The sequence below is a fragment of the Thiomicrorhabdus heinhorstiae genome, assembly GCF_013391765.2.
GTDB lineage: Bacteria > Pseudomonadota > Gammaproteobacteria > Thiomicrospirales > Thiomicrospiraceae > Thiomicrorhabdus > Thiomicrorhabdus heinhorstiae.
Genome location: NZ_JACBGI020000010.1, coordinates 1 through 14,458, shown reverse-complemented (window position 1 = coordinate 14,458; position 14,458 = coordinate 1). Strand labels below are relative to the sequence as shown.

Genomic DNA, 14,458 nt, shown 5'->3' with positions numbered 1-14,458 from the left:
ACATAACAAGGCAAATCAACGCGGACGCAATACTCGCTTGCGCTCGCATTGCTCCGGTTATTTGCGGCGTTATGCGAAAAAGCAGATCGTGGATGAAGCATTAATATGATTGAAAATCCCAAACCATCTGATTGGAAAGAACTGCAATCGGGAGTATGCAGAATATTAAATGAGGTTGGTATAGCTGCTGAAACAGAAAAGTCTATTGAAACTCCTAGAGGAACAGTAGAGATAGATGTATACGGCGTAGATGAAAGCAGCGTAGAAAAGATTAGGTATATTGTTGAATGTAAAAATTGGGGAAATTCAATTCCCCAGACAGTGGTACATGCGTTCACTAGCGTACTCCATGAAACAGGTGGCCATATTGGGATCTTGATATCTAAGGAAGGGTTTCAAGAAGGAGCATTGAGCTACATTCAGCATACAAATATTGTTGCATTGACATACGCAGAATTCCAAAAACGTTACTTTAAACTATGGTATGTGAAAAACTTCTGTGTTGAGATCCTTGGGGCTATAGATGATCTATTGCAGTACGTGGAACCTATTAATAGTCGAAGACAAAGGTTTCTAAATGAACTCGATGATGAAAAAAAATCGGAATATGAATCTTTATCTACTCAATATCAAGTTTTCACCATGGTTATGGCTATGTTAAGTGTGGATAAATTTGCCAAAAGCCACGAGCCAACTGCTATTTTTGATATTGAAGATTTTAAATCTAGGTTGGTTGATAACTTCGGGGAGGAATTTCGATATCAGGCAAATTACTATCGAGATTTAGTAATAGAGATATCTGATCATGCATCAAAAATTACTGAAAAGTTCCATGCGGTATTTGGTCGTAATATTTTTGCATAACAAGCGCATGTTGTCGGACTGGTTTTCCGCTGCGCTCCAAACCAGCCGCAAATGCGGGCGTTAGGGGTCCACATGAGAGGGAATCATCGTTGGTAGAGAAAATCGGACATATCAAGAACCCACTTACAGTGATTGCGATTTTCGCGGCAATAGCTGAAATCAGTGGAACCACAGTTCTTCCATTCATTGAATCTGATAACCAAGGAATTTATATATGGTTCCTTATGCTTTTCCCAGTTTTCTTAGTTGGCATATTCTTTCTAACATTAAACTTTAACCATAAAGTGCTTTATGCGCCCTCCGACTATAAAAATGAAGATAACTTTCTAAAGTCATTTGGTAAGGCTACAACTCAAGAGAAGGAAGATAAGCTTAGAGAGGAAGTTGAGGAAGCAGAAGACACTTCATCAACGGAAAAATCTGAGCGTGATAATGTGCGACCAGAAGCAGAAAATATTGGAGACCAGCCAGATACCAGTGGCCCCCGACAGACATTTGTCACAAATTACGATAAGCATGCTTCTCTAATGGCAAATGTGTCTCTGGCAGAAAAGTTAGCTATTTTGAAACTATCAAGAGATATGAATTTAGATTTCCGGACAGATGTAAGATTTGAAACTCCGAGTAATCGTAAAATTATTTTTGATGGGTTAGCGATCCACAAAGACAAGATTCATGCCGTTGAGGTCAAGCTATTTAGAAACGAATATATTAGCCCTTCAAGACTGGAAAAGGTTCTTCTTGAATCAGAACTAATGGCCAGCCAAATGAAAGGTATAGATTCTAAGGAGCTTGTTCTTCATTTCGTGGCAGTTATCGACAATACAGAAGTTGATATAGAGCGGGTTAAAGAACGATTAACTAAGTACGTTGGGCGCTATAATGTAAATGTAAAGCTTCACGTTACCACTTTGTCGGATCTAAAAAATGAGTACCAATACAACCCCTAACAAATCAAAGCACGCGGACTTGGTAAAGCTGTCACCTTTTTCGCTTTCGCAAAAAAGCCGCCAACTTCACCAATCCGGTGTTTGAGGCGTTATGTTTGAAAAGCAAAATGAAGAGTAGCCAATGGAAATAAAAGATTTGGCAGGACTAAGTCAACCGCTTACAAAATTAATTGAGGTGGTTTCATCTGGTATCGGAGCAGTTTCTCAACCGTATCTTATTGCTAAAAACGCTGAGGCAAAAGTCAAAGAAATACAAGCTATCTCAGATGCTTTACATGAGGTTGCAGAAAAACATCATCTGCCAGTCACATATAATAATGGGCAGGTTGAAATATGGCAAAAACCCGAAGATAAAACCTTAGTACTTGAGTCGTCTAGTTCAAGTGAAAGGGCAGCTCTTAGGGCAGATTATCAAGAAAGAAAAAGACAGCGAAATATTGAAAGCGTAACAGCAGCCGCTGCTATAGAACTTGCTAACGCGGATGATGTTCCTAATGAGGAATTAGACGAAGATTGGATTACTAGGTTTTTCAATTCGGCTCAAGATGTTTCATCTGAACAGATGCAGGAATTATGGGGAAAGATACTAGCTGGTGAAATTAAAAAACCAGGTCAGTATTCATTAAAAACTCTAGATTTCCTAAAGAATCTCACAAAAAAGGATGCTTCACAGATCGAAAAGGTATGCAAGCTTGCACTACGTTACCACCACATGTCCTTTATCGGAATAAATGATAAGAAATGGCTTGAGGATCAACGTGCAATAGTCCCAGGGGATCATTTCGCATTAGGTGAACTTGGGGTGCTATATCCAACTGATCTCAGAATTAGAATGTTTAGAACACCTGATGTAGAAGAAGACTACTTATTGCATGGATCATTCATATTGTCGCTAAAGAGAGGGGAAATAAAGTCTGAAATATCTTTGCCAATGTGGAAATTTACAGTTATTGGTACAGAACTTTTATCTCTTCTACCCCCAAGTGATGATCTTGAATATCTCCGAGTAATAGGAAAGTTTTTTGTTTCCCAGAATGGGAAAGCAACGCTTGGGATGGTAAATGAGCACTTACCAAATGGCCAAATAAACTTCAAGATTATTGAAGAAATCAGCAATGATTCATCTTCAGATGAAAATAAAACATAACAAAAAGTTCAACAACGCTCGTACCTCGCTCGGACGCGCTAACGCGCGCCGGTTAACTTGGCGTTATAAGCGATAGAGATCACCGGAGCAGTATCGATGCCATGGAAAGAACCGGATTCGGGGGAAGATGGCCCTCCTGATTTGCTTGAATTAGTTTCAAGCATTAAAAGAAAAGTCAAGGAGTCGTTCCGATCCAAAGGACGACCAACTGATGTTGAAGAAAGCAAAGAATTAATCGCTGAAGGAACTCACGATTGCGCAGCCGACAAAAGAAGTTATTTTGTAGAACTGTATATTAAGTGCCGAAGCTGCAACAAAACAATAAAGAAAATAACGATTACAAAGCCTTATAAAGTAGCTGCCTTGCTGACTGTTGTTTCATATGGTGCAAGCCAGTTCATCGAGTATGTTGTTACTGACAATCGATACCCGTTAGGTGTTGAATACGCTGTACTAGATTCGTGTGTAAATTCTTATGGTAGTGTAATTCCATATGGAAGCTACCGATCAAAAAAGAAAATCTGCTTATGCGCTTTGGAGGAAACTATGAATGAAATTTCTTACATCCGCTACAAGGTAGATGAAGACGGATTTCTGGAGGCACTTAGGGATAACGCGAAGGAATGCAAGTAGCCTGCGGCAGTGCCGCAGGCTACTCGTTAATGGTTAATCTTCCAAATAGTCCTCGTTGTTTGGATTGTGAGCATCGGCCCAATCATCCATGTCAGCGTCATTGTTTGGGTTATTTATATCTGACCAAAGATCAAGTTCTTCGTCAGTCATGTTTGATGTATCTGGCATAGTATGTCCTTATTTGGCCTTGGTGTTATTTTTAGAAGCCGCAGATTGCGCCTTAGCTGCGAAAGAACCTTTTGGGGTTTTTCCACCATTTGCTTTGGCAGTAGCTGACTGAATTCGTGCAGCAGCGGCTGGAGTCATGGGGGTCTTGCTTTTAGACATGTTAGTCTCCTGAATCAGATAAAATGTTCACCATCCCCGCTGGGATGGCAAATTCAATTTAGCAAATAGGCCGGGGACAAACGGGGACAGTGAAAACGGCAGAACTACAGTCAGAAATTAAGGGTATATTAGCTACGCTCAAATGGTCGCAGAAAAAATTCGCGCGAGTTATATATGCAGAAACAAATGATATTGACAACGAGAATGAGATAGCCAGGTTTGAGGAGTCCTTGAAAAAGGACTTATCTCGACCAACAACCAAGCCAGAACGGCTAGTAGAGTATCTCAGAATTCTCTCTCTACAAGACGAATTTCAAAAATCAGACATGATTCTTCCTGTATATTCAAAAAGCGGGCTTCTTAGTGAAACAATGGAAGAAAGCATGAAAGATATATCTTTATTCGTTAATGGCCTGATAAGCGATGAAAAAAGCTTATAACAATGCCATAAACTCGGACGCCAAAAAGCCGCGCCGCTCGTACCTCGCTATGCAGCTTTTTGGCTCCGGTTATGGCTGGCGTTATACCTATAGGTAAATCGAGCTATGGAAAAGAGACCCAATAAATCTGAAGAGCTGTTTCTTACTCTTGGCTACAATAGATTCTACGATTTATTCGATGAAATCATCGAAGATGAATTCTGGAAGAAGGAAGATTGGTACAGGTTTAGCAAAGTATCAAACATATTCGCTGTATATTCTGAGTTACTCACTTACGAGCCATTCAAGTATGTCCTTGAATCAATAAAACAACAACGCCCACCTATGGAGTCTGAAATAGGCGGGCCTTTGTTTAAATTCGTACGAAATATCCTTGCTCACTTTCCTGTCTTCGAAACTTGGGATGATGTATGGGTAAGCAAAGAATTAGTTAATTGGCAGCGCGAAGGTCTTACAATTGATCGCTTCCTTAAAAAGTACTCAGGCCATAATGAAGTTAAGTACAGATTCTGGGAGCCTGAGAAAAAGCTAATGACCTACATGAGCATAAACTTCCCTGAAAAATATGAAGACAATAAAATATATCTCAAAGATATGGTCGCAGAGAAAGACGGTGTAAAGTTTTCACTTATAATTATGCGTCAAATACTAAATACACAAGTGGAATCCGTCGGTGAAAAGGCATAACAAGGCACTCCAGCCGACGCTGAACTTCCCCCGATAAAGTGGACACCTCTTGATAACTCAGGAGACCCATAATGCCAAAATATACACAACCCAGAAAAACCTGGCAGTACACCAGCGACTTTAAAGTTAAAGCTGTTAAGCTTAGTCTTCAACCCGGTATTCTCGTCAAGCAAGTCGCTGAGGCTTTAGATATCCATCCTTTTATGCTTTCGCGTTGGCGAAAAGAGTACCGTGAAGGTAAGCTTCAAGGCGATAACCAAAGGCGTGTCGGTGTGAATAAGCAAAAGAAAACCATCAGTCAAAAGGAGTTGACGGAAAACCAAAAACTCAAAAAAGAGATTGCTCGACTGCAACAGGAGAACGATCTACTAAAAAAGTGGCAACGGTATCTGGCGGAACAACATCAGAACGATTTGGATTCGTCCAAAGATACCGAACGCTTGGAATAAAAAACCTATGTAACTGGTTGGGCGTTTCTACGAGTGGTTTTTATGCTTGGGAAAAGCGGGCTTTGTGTGAACGTCATAAAGTTGATCAACGGCTGTTAAGGAAGATTGTTTCTATCTTCAAGGAGAGCAAGGAGCGCTATGGCAGCCCTAGAGTTCATCAAGGTTTACTTGCGCAAGGGATTCGGGTAGGTCGCAAACGGGTTGAACGTTTAATGCGTGAAGCAGGGTTAAAAGGCCGAGTGGTTCGGGTAACCAGACGGCAACCGGGGTTAAAACGCTTTAAAGCTAAAGGACAGAACTTGCGCTTGGACTTACCGCCTCCTAAGCAGGTAAACCAAGTATGGGTTGCGGATATCACTTATTTAAAAATCAAAGGCGAGTGGCGTTATCTTGCCACGGTGATGGATTTGTATTCTCGCCGTATTGTCGGCTGGTCTCTGTCAGCTAAACGTAATACGAAATTGACCTGTTCAGCATTGAGGTACGCACTAAAAAAACGGGCTTATCCAAAAAACATTATGTTTCATACGGATCGGGGTATTGAGTATATGGCAGATGTGTTCCAAGCTATGTTGAGACAGTACTGTTTTAAGCACAGTGTTAATCGCGCAGGATACTGCACCGATAATGCTCATATGGAGTCGTTTTTTCACAGCTTGAAGGCGGAGTTAATTCGCAAGTCTACTTTTCAAAACACCAAAATATTACGTAAACAACTAGCAACTTACATTAATCAATTTTACAATGCGGTGAGGTTACACTCGAGTTTGGGATATAAATCTCCTATTGAATATGAGCAGCTGACAGTATGAATTAACCCGGTGTCCATTTTATCGGGGGAAGATCATAAATTACGCTGCGGGAAATTTATTAGCTCATTTCAAACGTTAGGCTTGGATTAGGTGGTGGAAATGGAAAATTGGAAAACTAGTTTGTCGGCAGCTTTAATTGCTGCGATAAGCGCGGTGTCAGGCTCATACGTCACTGGTCACTACCTTCTTGAATCAAACGCACAGCAGATTGAAGCTAATAAGGAAGAATACAGGTTAAAGCTAAAGGTAGAGTATATTGAAAATCTGATTAGGCTATCTTCCGAGTATGGCGGATCTATAGAAGGATTGGTTAATACAGGGCTAACCGATTCCAGTAATGAAAAGAAACTGATCGAACAAATATCCGCTGTTCAGCTAAAAGGAACAGAGCTAATTCTGATCACTGATGATGAGATTGCTAAAGTAGTCAATAGTGTCAATTACTACGCAGCTCTTTTTCTCAAGGATAGAGGCACAGAAAACTCTCAAGAGGCTCTCAATAAGCTCGGTACAATCAATGTAATGCTTATGAAATCGCTCCGAGCACTGATACAGGCAAACTATGAGTTCAAATTAGTATCGCCAAACAATACGCTCAATTCGCAGGCTGATTAAATGGCGACGCCTACGCCTAACACTGCGCTTCAGGCCGACCCGCTACCGCGCCGCTTCTATCGTTGCTTTGCGGTAGCGGTCGCCTGAGCTTGGCCGTTATGTGAGAAATACTATGAATGAATGGCTAGATGGTATCAATGCTGATGAGCTTGAATACTTTGCATCTCCACTAACTCTTTTAAATTCTGGTAGCGAAGAAGATACAGAACAGGCTGCAAGTTTTCTATATAGAGAGGGGCCATCTCATCCAAGAGCATCAATGAAAAGAACTCTTAGTTATAAATCAGCAGACCCCAGTAGAGAACCAAAACGCTTGCCAAAAAAATATTGGGAAGCTGTAAAACAAGAAATTGCCATTCTTATTTGCACTGACCATAAAAAATATCGAGAACTCAAGAAATCTCTAAATGCAGCAAAAAATAAAGGTACAAACGCTTTAGTAGCAATAGTTGCTGCTGGTATTGCTTCACAGTTTGGTATCGCCGCCGGGGCTATAGCAGGCTTTTGTGCTATAGCTATAAACTCGGTCATTAAAATTGGTAAAGAAGCATATTGCAGCTTACAAACACTATGAATCACATAACAATGCGCTCAAGCCGACCAAAAAACCGCTACGCGCTTTTTATGTCGGCTTAGCTTAAACGTTAGATGAATGACTAGGTAACTCCATGCAATTTCGAACCGTTCCGGCATTCCTTGTTTTTCTAGGGTCATATTTTCCCCTAGCTATAATTTTAGCTCTACAAGATATTAAACCAGAGTATTGGGGAATGGACTTATGCTGGAATCTGAAAGATTGCGTTATTCCTGATGGGAATCACCCTTATCTATCTTTTTCTGTTGTTGTAATAACTTTCTTGTGTCTCCTGATAACTGTTCGGGTTTTGCGAGGTCTTCGCTACAAGTATCCCGTTACCATAGTTGGTTTGAAACCTATACCAAGTGAGTTAATCAGCTATAGCTTTCCTTATATAGTGTCATTTATGGGTGTGGACTATGGCTCTGCCGGAAAAATTGCTGGATTAGCTGTGTTCCTATTATGGCTATTTCTGATTACGTATCGAGCAGGGTACATAATAATGAACCCTATTCTCTTAATTCTTGGTTGGAACTTATATGAAGCCGAAGTTGAGATAAATGGACATAAGAGAACCGTAAAATTACTTTGCAGGAATGATCCGACACCTGGCAAATATCTCTGTCAGGAGGTTCAGGGAAGCTACATAAGTACAGGAGAAAGACAAGAGTGACAGACTTTAGTGATTGGCGGGAGCTGGATTATGATAATTCAACGGTTCAGCTTTGGGTATTTAAGAAAAGTACAACTGCTGCAAAATTTCGGGCATGGCATGTCAGAACCGACGAAGAGGTTGAAAACCTATTTCGCAATGCCATTAAATCAGAAGTTTTGAGAATTACCGAGAAAGTTACATATAGCCACCTGTCCCAAAATAATGAGAATAGTTGTCTTGAGCATTCCCTAGAGGACAGTGAAGGGCTTATAGCTTTACTGCAAGCGGTAGATGTTCCAGAAACTGAAAATACAGACGCTCAACTAAAACAATTAAAGGGCGCAGTAGGGTATTTGGTTAAGTTTCAGTCTGGGGAGAAAACTGTTTACGCCGTTAGGAAAACCGCACCATCATGGAAACCGACCCTCAGAAACAAGCTTATTAACGCAATTTTTGTTAACGGAGAATTGTCTGCTGTTCCAGATGAGTCATTCACCTTTGATTCATATTTTGATTTTTATTGTCTCAACGAAACAATATTTGTTGCGTCCAAGCGAGCTTATGAAAGCACTGTGTCTGACAAAAAGGCATACAAGAAAAGTTTTGATGATTTAACCGTTGACCCTGAGTTTCTGTCTGTATTCTCTGATGTTGAGCCGCTTAAAAAATATGTGGGTCAGAACTCAATGCAACTTAGACGAATGACTGTGATTCAGCAAAAAGCTTTGTATCGAGTCCCTGGATTCTCAGATCGAGTGAAACTTGTGAGCGAGACTCGAAAATGGGGCATCAACTTTGATCAAAATGGAAAAATATCTGTGTGCCAAGATACAGCAAAAATTGTAATTCAAGTTTTACTAGATCATAGGTTATTAAGTGAGGTTACAGAGACAATATATGATGTCCCTGATGCAGAAGCAGTTTAAAAAGTCATCTAACAAGGCCAAGCACACCGCCCGCAAAAAAACGCGGGCTGGACCTCGCTTCGCTCGGCCCGTGTTGGCGGCGTTAGCCATGAAAAAACCAGCCTTACTCACAGTTCTGCTTTTGATGGTAGCCGGCACGGCTGAAGCAAATCTCGTATGGCCAGCGCTATACACCGAGACAAAGACCAGTTCTATTCCAGTCATCGGCGCCAGCCTCGTCATCGAGTATTTTGTCTTTCAGTGGCTATTCAAAACCGAATGGAAAAAAACGGCGCTCTATGTCATTTCAGCCAATTTAGCGTCCGGCCTACTAGGGCTCTTTCTAAGGCCCTTATCTGGAATCGCTTGGGAGCTGTCGCTCGGCGCACTAGTCATGTGGCTATTCGATTGGGGTACCTTCAATCCAGTCGCGTGGTTCTTTGTCCCAATAGTGGGTGGTGCAGTTAATGCGGCTATTGAGCTCTACACAGTCAAGCTTTTCTGGGGCGAGAAATTCGAGAAGAAAAGTTTCTTCGTTTTGTGGGCAGCAAATTGGTTAACCGTAGGGGTAGCAACAATATGGGTAGTCATTTCGCCACCACAAATGTAATGGCTAACAAGTGCATCATGTCGCTGCCCTTCGGGCAGCTGGGACGCGCCACCGCTTCGCGGCGGCCCGCCCCATATGCTGAGCGTTAGGCTTCATTGGGAATGAATCAGATATTTATCATAATATTAGTGAGCTTCGTTTGTGTGGCTCTTTATATCTGGAGGTCCCAAATAGCACGAAGGAATGAGGCCCGCCAAAATATATATAAAGAGATTAAGCAGCAGCAACCCGCTTTTTTCAAAGCGGTCTCTGATTTAATGTTCAAACATGATCCAATTGAGATTAACTTTGAAACTAACACGGACGAGTATGATCCAGAAGCTGGAACTGTAATATCTAGGCTACCAACGGCGAACAACGAAAATGAAGTATTAGATATCATACATCAAGAGTTCGTTGTGTGGTTTGGTGAGGATACAGCGGGTAATCGTAGTAGATATGTCGGGTTGGCAAACGAAATTTGGGAGTTGTGGCGTGAAAAAGCCTAACAAGTTTGTCAACAGGACATTGAACTTCCCCCGATAAAGTGGACACCTCTTGATAACTCAGGAGACCCACAATGCCAAAATATACACAACCCAGAAAAAGCTGCGCTGCGCTTTTTGCGTCCGGTTATGGCTGGCGTCAGGGTGTGTCCATAGTATAACTCTAGTTATACTCATGACTCCGGTTATATGATCCCAGTTGTAATAACTTCAATCAGATAAAACACTTTCTTCAGCTGTATGTTTTTCGCTGAGATGGGGCTGGATTTAAAAGAAATGGATTCGGCTTCTCCGCTTTAATAGCTAAAAAATAAATGCCAAAGTCGTTTGTCTAATTTCTTTTCTCGTAAAATACACCTCAATTTCATTCTTAACTCGTTCTAAATTATGTCTTCTCAAAAAAATAAAATTCCCGCGCCGCCGTTTTCGCAAATCGTTAAGGACCCGGCCCAGTTTTTAGGTTATGGATTGGGTTCGGGGTTAATAACGCCTGCGCCGGGAACCTGGGGAACTTTAGCGGGTTTGATTCTGTTTTTACCGGTTGTGTTGTGGTCGGAAACAGCGGCTTGGGTGTTGTTAGCGCTTGGATTGTTAGCGGGCAGTTGGATTTGCGGTAAGTCTGCCGAAGCGATCGGAGTGCATGATCATGGCGGTATTGTCTGGGATGAATTTGTCGGTGTCTGGATCGTGTTGGTTCTTTTGCCGGAGCAGACTTGGGTTTGGTGGCTGGCTGCATTTGTGAGTTTCAGGGTGTTTGACATTATTAAGCCTTGGCCGATCGGTTGGGTCGATAGCAAAGTCAGCGGTGGCTTGGGAATTTTACTGGACGATGTATTGGCAGGTTTAATGGCTGCAGCAGTGATTTGGATTGGCTTTGTCAGTTTGACTTGATTATAGTCATTTCCAATTGATTCGATAGACTTCGTTAAGCCTTTGAAGTTGGAGTTTGCTCGGAAATAGGGTATATTATTACGATTTATAATTTGGCATAGAATTTTTGAGGGCTGGAATAAATGTTTATCGCTTGTGAAGATGCTAAACGCATGATTAAAGAAAAGAACGCTCAGTTAGTGGACGTAAGAACTCCGGAAGAGTTTGCTGCTCATAAGGTTCCTGGAGCTGTTAATATCCCGCTACAGGATATCGACCGGGTTGGAGAGAGTGTTTTGAATAAAGATCTTCCGGTGATTGTTTTTTGCCGTTCCGGTCAGCGTTCGCACATGGCGATGCAGATTCTTCTGTCGCAGAGTTTTGATGAAGTTTATAACCTCGGGTCATTTATGGCTTGGAATCAATGCCCGGATCTATAAGATCTCAGTATTGAATAGCTTTGAAAAAGCGCTTAAAGCAAACGTTTTAAGCGCTTTTTTTATAGGCATTAAAAACCTAACGGAGACACTATGAAATTGGCGTTACACTGGCAAATCCTGATCGCTCTGGCTCTGGCGGCTGTAATGGGATCTTATACCGGTACTGATATGACGATCGGCGGAATTACTTGGTTAGCGATTTACGGTTTTATCGGTACCTTGTTTTTAAATGCTTTGAAAATGATCGTTGTGCCGCTGGTGATGTCTGCAATCATTACCGGAATCGCCAATATCGGTCAACAAGGCGGTTTCGGCCGTTTGGGTTTAAAAACGCTTAGTTACTATGTCGCTACTAGCTTTATAGCTATTATGATCGGTCTGACTTTGGTGAACTGGATTCAGCCGGGAGTCAGTGATCAGCCGCCGCCGCAAATTGAAGTCAATCAACAGGTAAGTGCAGCGGTGGAAGGCAAGTCAGCCGGGGATGTGGTTGAAGTCTTCCTGCGAATGATTCCAACCAATATCGTGAATGCTGCGGCCGAAGGTCAGATGCTGGGGTTGATCTTTTTCAGCTTACTGTTTGGGTTCTTTATGACCAAAATCAGCGGAGCGGGAAGGGAGACATTGCTGGGTTTCTGGCAGGGCGTATTCGATGTCATGATGTTGATTACCGCTTGGATTATGAAATTCGCGCCGATCGGGGTGTTTGGTCTGGTGGCGGCTTCGGTTGCTAAAACCGGGTTTGATCAGTTTGAAAATCTGGCTCTGTTTTTTATGACGGTGGTTTTGGCACTGCTGGTACATTTTGCCGTGGTGATGCCGTTAATTTTGCGCTATGTCGGCGGCGTTAAAAATCCGTGGCTGCATTATCAGGCAATGGCTCCGGCGTTATTAACCGCGTTTTCGACCAGCTCCTCTTCATCGACTTTGCCGGTTTCCATGAACTTCCTGGAAAATCGTGCCGGGGTTTCCAACCGCGTGACCAGTTTTGTTCTGCCGCTTGGGGCAACGGTGAATATGGATGGAACCGCGCTGTACGAATGTGTTGCGGCGATTTTCATCGCTCAGTTATTCGGAGTGCCATTGGATTTCGGCACTCAATTGCTCATCGTGATCATTGCTCTAACGACTTCAATTGGCGTAGCCGGTATCCCTTCGGCGAGTTTGGTGGCGATCAGTATTATTTTGGTGGCGGTCGGTTTGCCTGCCGAGGCGATCGGATTGTTGCTGGTCGTGGATCGTCTGCTGGATATGATGCGAACCACGGTGAATATTTTCAGCGATTCGGTCGGCGCGGTGGTGATTGCCAAAAGTGAAGGTGAGACCGACGTTCTTACACGCAAAGAGTTTTAGTGAATTAAGGTGTAAAAATTAACGATGAAAATCTTATTGCCTGCTGAAATTAAGCGACCTGTTTCGATCGGTGCAGACAGTGTTTCTATGTTACAGCAAGAAATTGCCGAGCTGTTACCGTCGATGGAAAAAGAGTTTATTCAGGATATGTCGCATATCAGCGATGCCGCTGTATATGAAGGCGATATGCAGGTGGATCAGGTGGTTTATCTCAAAGATAATTTGTACCGTTGCGACTACTCTTATAATTGGGTCATCGCCTGGACCTGTTCCGGTACTCAGGAAGCGGGCCGAATTCAGGAAAAAGTCCGTTTCAGTCTGAGTGAAGACGGTGAAATCGAGTTTAAGTTCTTAAAGCTCGAACTCTGATCTACCAGCCTGGTTTCTGAAATTTTGTTGTGTCGCCTTGTGAAGCAGAACTTCGCACAGTGCGATGCGTTGTATGCCTTCTTGATCAAGGCGGAAAATAATCGCGTAGGGTTCGTCGTTTTTCCAATCACCCAATACCCAGCGTTCCGCTTTCCTGCCATTCAGTTCCAGTAAATGTCGATCGGGACGATGAGTGTGCCCGTGAATCATGGTCGGGCATTCAGGATGCAGTGCAAAAAGTTGCCGTACCGCTTCACGATTAACGTCCATAATCGCCTGATCTTTTCGGCTGCTTGCTTCTTGCGATTGCCGGCGCATTTTTTTGCCGATCTCAATCCGTTTCTTTTTCGATAAGTTCAAAAATACCCACTGCACAAACCGGTTACGGAACCAGCGACGCATTTTCTGGTATTGATGATCGTCGGTACAAAGCTGGTCGCCGTGCAGCATTAAATAACGATGACTATAAAGCTCGGCGAGGTGAATCTCTTCCAGCGGTTGAATACCGGTCGCCAGCCAGAAAGATTTACCCATCAGAAAATCCCGATTGCCGTATTGAAGATAAATCTTGACACCGGAATCGCTGAGCATTTTCAGCTGTTCAATCACGCTGGCGTATTGTTCCAGACCGATATCATCGCCAACCCAGGCTTCAAATAGATCTCCGAGAATATATAGCCGATCGGCGTGCGATGCCATGCTGTCAAGAAACAGTGTAAAGTGACGATTGATCGGGTGATAGGGTTCGGGATGAAGGTGTATGTCGGCTATGACAAGTGTGTGCGGGTTCAAGCTAGCGGCTCCGGTTGTAATGGAAAAATCATAACATAGATGCCGGGGACGAGTTTGTGCAAACGCGGGTATAAACCGCTGTGAAATCTTATGGAGGTATCATCCGTTTGTTGGTGAAATTCAAGTTTAATTTGAACATCGACTGAAGAGTGAAGTGCCGGTTTTTGGGCATAAAAAAACCGGCTTAAGAATCAAGCCGGTCCAATTTATAAGCTAATGCTTATCAGGAGGTTAGGGTTGTTTTTTTGAACATTTAATTAGTCATCGAATGACCAGGTACAGTGGCATTGCTCGGAGAACTCGCTTTTGCTGTCAAAAGCCCAAGAATCTGCCATTGCAGCGCTGGCGAATAAACCTAGTGCCAAAACAAGAGTTGCAGTTAATGTCTTCATTAAACTTCTCCAAAGTAGTTGATAAAAATTGTTTGCGACAAATAAAACGTATGATTAAATTCTAATATTAAAATACTGTATGTGTC

General features: G+C 42.5%; 21 protein-coding genes. 17 read left to right on the top strand and 4 right to left on the bottom strand.

The features are described 5' to 3' along the window. The first annotated feature begins 105 nt into the window (after positions 1 to 105). The 4 genes from H8792_RS06620 to H8792_RS06605 all read left to right on the top strand — a co-directional run bounded on the left by H8792_RS06620 (position 106) and on the right by H8792_RS06605 (position 3,594). Complete coding sequence (locus H8792_RS06620; RefSeq protein WP_185978159.1) at positions 106 to 864, top strand: restriction endonuclease; 759 nt, start codon at positions 106 to 108, stop codon at positions 862 to 864. Between the two features lie 89 nt (positions 865 to 953). Continuing rightward, positions 954 to 1,814 carry a hypothetical protein gene (locus H8792_RS06615; protein ID WP_185978158.1) on the top strand — a complete coding sequence of 287 codons (861 nt, stop codon included), beginning with the start codon at positions 954 to 956 and terminating at the stop codon, positions 1,812 to 1,814. 121 nt (positions 1,815 to 1,935) lie between these two features. Further along, on the top strand, positions 1,936 to 2,961 hold the full coding sequence (locus H8792_RS06610; RefSeq protein WP_185978157.1) for a DUF2806 domain-containing protein: 1,026 nt from the start codon (positions 1,936 to 1,938) through the stop codon (positions 2,959 to 2,961). A 96-nt stretch (positions 2,962 to 3,057) separates the two neighbouring features. Then, complete coding sequence (locus tag H8792_RS06605) at positions 3,058 to 3,594, top strand: hypothetical protein (protein ID WP_185978156.1); 537 nt, start codon at positions 3,058 to 3,060, stop codon at positions 3,592 to 3,594. Positions 3,595 to 3,627: 33 nt separating this feature from the next. Here the strand turns inward: H8792_RS06605 and H8792_RS12700 are convergent, their stop codons facing one another. Continuing rightward, positions 3,628 to 3,762, bottom strand: coding sequence for a hypothetical protein (locus H8792_RS12700; RefSeq protein WP_267463317.1), 135 nt, complete (start codon positions 3,760 to 3,762; stop codon positions 3,628 to 3,630). A gap of 9 nt (positions 3,763 to 3,771) precedes the next feature. Further along, complete coding sequence (locus tag H8792_RS06600) at positions 3,772 to 3,921, bottom strand: hypothetical protein (protein WP_185978155.1); 150 nt, start codon at positions 3,919 to 3,921, stop codon at positions 3,772 to 3,774. An 89-nt stretch (positions 3,922 to 4,010) separates the two neighbouring features. On the opposite strand from H8792_RS06600, the gene H8792_RS06595 reads away from it, so the two are divergent. The 13 genes from H8792_RS06595 (at position 4,011) to H8792_RS06535 (ending at position 13,188) form a co-directional block, all read left to right on the top strand. Beyond that, positions 4,011 to 4,361, top strand: a complete 351-nt coding sequence (locus H8792_RS06595) for a hypothetical protein (protein ID WP_185978154.1) — start codon at positions 4,011 to 4,013, stop codon at positions 4,359 to 4,361. Positions 4,362 to 4,466: 105 nt separating this feature from the next. Continuing rightward, positions 4,467 to 5,048 (top strand): hypothetical protein, encoded by a 582-nt coding sequence (locus H8792_RS06590; RefSeq protein WP_185978153.1) that lies wholly within the window; start codon positions 4,467 to 4,469, stop codon positions 5,046 to 5,048. A 71-nt stretch (positions 5,049 to 5,119) separates the two neighbouring features. Beyond that, positions 5,120 to 6,309 (top strand): IS3 family transposase gene (locus H8792_RS06585; protein ID WP_185978152.1). Its coding sequence is split into 2 segments (ribosomal slippage): positions 5,120 to 5,417 and positions 5,417 to 6,309, totalling 1,191 coding nucleotides; the frame shifts between segments, so codons are not numbered across the junction. Between the two features lie 99 nt (positions 6,310 to 6,408). Further along, positions 6,409 to 6,924, top strand: a complete 516-nt coding sequence (locus H8792_RS06580; RefSeq protein ID WP_185978151.1) for a hypothetical protein — start codon at positions 6,409 to 6,411, stop codon at positions 6,922 to 6,924. Between the two features lie 112 nt (positions 6,925 to 7,036). Beyond that, positions 7,037 to 7,498: a hypothetical protein gene (locus H8792_RS06575; RefSeq protein ID WP_185978150.1), complete on the top strand. Its 462-nt coding sequence runs from the start codon at positions 7,037 to 7,039 to the stop codon at positions 7,496 to 7,498. Between the two features lie 94 nt (positions 7,499 to 7,592). Then, on the top strand, positions 7,593 to 8,174 hold the full coding sequence (locus H8792_RS12590; RefSeq protein WP_228766985.1) for a hypothetical protein: 582 nt from the start codon (positions 7,593 to 7,595) through the stop codon (positions 8,172 to 8,174). Beyond that, complete coding sequence (locus tag H8792_RS12585) at positions 8,171 to 9,082, top strand: Kiwa anti-phage protein KwaB-like domain-containing protein (RefSeq protein WP_185978149.1); 912 nt, start codon at positions 8,171 to 8,173, stop codon at positions 9,080 to 9,082. The genes H8792_RS12590 and H8792_RS12585 overlap by 4 nt, the downstream gene beginning before the upstream one ends. Beyond that, on the top strand, positions 9,054 to 9,671 hold the full coding sequence (locus tag H8792_RS06560; protein WP_185978148.1) for a hypothetical protein: 618 nt from the start codon (positions 9,054 to 9,056) through the stop codon (positions 9,669 to 9,671). Before H8792_RS12585 ends, H8792_RS06560 begins: the two co-directional genes overlap by 29 nt. A 101-nt stretch (positions 9,672 to 9,772) precedes the next feature. Further along, positions 9,773 to 10,159 carry a hypothetical protein gene (locus H8792_RS06555; RefSeq protein ID WP_228766984.1) on the top strand — a complete coding sequence of 129 codons (387 nt, stop codon included), beginning with the start codon at positions 9,773 to 9,775 and terminating at the stop codon, positions 10,157 to 10,159. 384 nt (positions 10,160 to 10,543) lie between these two features. Further along, the gene (locus tag H8792_RS06550; RefSeq protein ID WP_185978147.1) at positions 10,544 to 11,047 is read left to right on the top strand and encodes a phosphatidylglycerophosphatase A family protein; all 504 of its coding nucleotides are present in this window, start codon (positions 10,544 to 10,546) and stop codon (positions 11,045 to 11,047) included. Between the two features lie 122 nt (positions 11,048 to 11,169). Further along, positions 11,170 to 11,466, top strand: coding sequence for a rhodanese-like domain-containing protein (locus tag H8792_RS06545; RefSeq protein ID WP_185978146.1), 297 nt, complete (start codon positions 11,170 to 11,172; stop codon positions 11,464 to 11,466). Positions 11,467 to 11,556: 90 nt separating this feature from the next. Then, entirely contained in the window at positions 11,557 to 12,819 is a 1,263-nt protein-coding gene (locus tag H8792_RS06540) for a dicarboxylate/amino acid:cation symporter (RefSeq protein ID WP_185978145.1), read from the top strand. Positions 12,820 to 12,843: 24 nt separating this feature from the next. Next, a complete protein-coding gene (locus H8792_RS06535; RefSeq protein ID WP_185978144.1) occupies positions 12,844 to 13,188 on the top strand; it encodes a hypothetical protein in 345 nt (114 codons plus the stop codon). Here the strand turns inward: H8792_RS06535 and H8792_RS06530 are convergent. Together H8792_RS06530 and H8792_RS12695 are read right to left on the bottom strand one after the other, a co-directional pair. After that, positions 13,171 to 13,980 carry a UDP-2,3-diacylglucosamine diphosphatase gene (locus H8792_RS06530; RefSeq protein ID WP_185978143.1) on the bottom strand — a complete coding sequence of 270 codons (810 nt, stop codon included), beginning with the start codon at positions 13,978 to 13,980 and terminating at the stop codon, positions 13,171 to 13,173. The two genes, H8792_RS06535 and H8792_RS06530, sit on opposite strands and share 18 nt — an antisense overlap. 257 nt (positions 13,981 to 14,237) lie before the next feature. Further along, positions 14,238 to 14,372 (bottom strand): hypothetical protein, encoded by a 135-nt coding sequence (locus H8792_RS12695; protein ID WP_267463316.1) that lies wholly within the window; start codon positions 14,370 to 14,372, stop codon positions 14,238 to 14,240. Positions 14,373 to 14,458 lie beyond the last annotated feature (86 nt).

Coding starts and splice junctions, on each gene's coding strand:
- H8792_RS06620 (WP_185978159.1), top strand. CDS start 106: ATGATTGAAAATCCCAAACCATCTGATTGGAAAGAACTGCAATCGGGA.
- H8792_RS06610 (WP_185978157.1), top strand. CDS start 1,936: ATGGAAATAAAAGATTTGGCAGGACTAAGTCAACCGCTTACAAAATTA.
- H8792_RS06605 (WP_185978156.1), top strand. CDS start 3,058: ATGCCATGGAAAGAACCGGATTCGGGGGAAGATGGCCCTCCTGATTTG.
- H8792_RS12700 (WP_267463317.1), bottom strand. CDS start 3,762: ATGCCAGATACATCAAACATGACTGACGAAGAACTTGATCTTTGGTCA.
- H8792_RS06600 (WP_185978155.1), bottom strand. CDS start 3,921: ATGTCTAAAAGCAAGACCCCCATGACTCCAGCCGCTGCTGCACGAATT.
- H8792_RS06590 (WP_185978153.1), top strand. CDS start 4,467: ATGGAAAAGAGACCCAATAAATCTGAAGAGCTGTTTCTTACTCTTGGC.
- H8792_RS06580 (WP_185978151.1), top strand. CDS start 6,409: ATGGAAAATTGGAAAACTAGTTTGTCGGCAGCTTTAATTGCTGCGATA.
- H8792_RS06575 (WP_185978150.1), top strand. CDS start 7,037: ATGAATGAATGGCTAGATGGTATCAATGCTGATGAGCTTGAATACTTT.
- H8792_RS12590 (WP_228766985.1), top strand. CDS start 7,593: ATGCAATTTCGAACCGTTCCGGCATTCCTTGTTTTTCTAGGGTCATAT.
- H8792_RS06560 (WP_185978148.1), top strand. CDS start 9,054: ATGATGTCCCTGATGCAGAAGCAGTTTAAAAAGTCATCTAACAAGGCC.
- H8792_RS06555 (WP_228766984.1), top strand. CDS start 9,773: ATGAATCAGATATTTATCATAATATTAGTGAGCTTCGTTTGTGTGGCT.
- H8792_RS06550 (WP_185978147.1), top strand. CDS start 10,544: ATGTCTTCTCAAAAAAATAAAATTCCCGCGCCGCCGTTTTCGCAAATC.
- H8792_RS06545 (WP_185978146.1), top strand. CDS start 11,170: ATGTTTATCGCTTGTGAAGATGCTAAACGCATGATTAAAGAAAAGAAC.
- H8792_RS06540 (WP_185978145.1), top strand. CDS start 11,557: ATGAAATTGGCGTTACACTGGCAAATCCTGATCGCTCTGGCTCTGGCG.
- H8792_RS06535 (WP_185978144.1), top strand. CDS start 12,844: ATGAAAATCTTATTGCCTGCTGAAATTAAGCGACCTGTTTCGATCGGT.
- H8792_RS12695 (WP_267463316.1), bottom strand. CDS start 14,372: ATGAAGACATTAACTGCAACTCTTGTTTTGGCACTAGGTTTATTCGCC.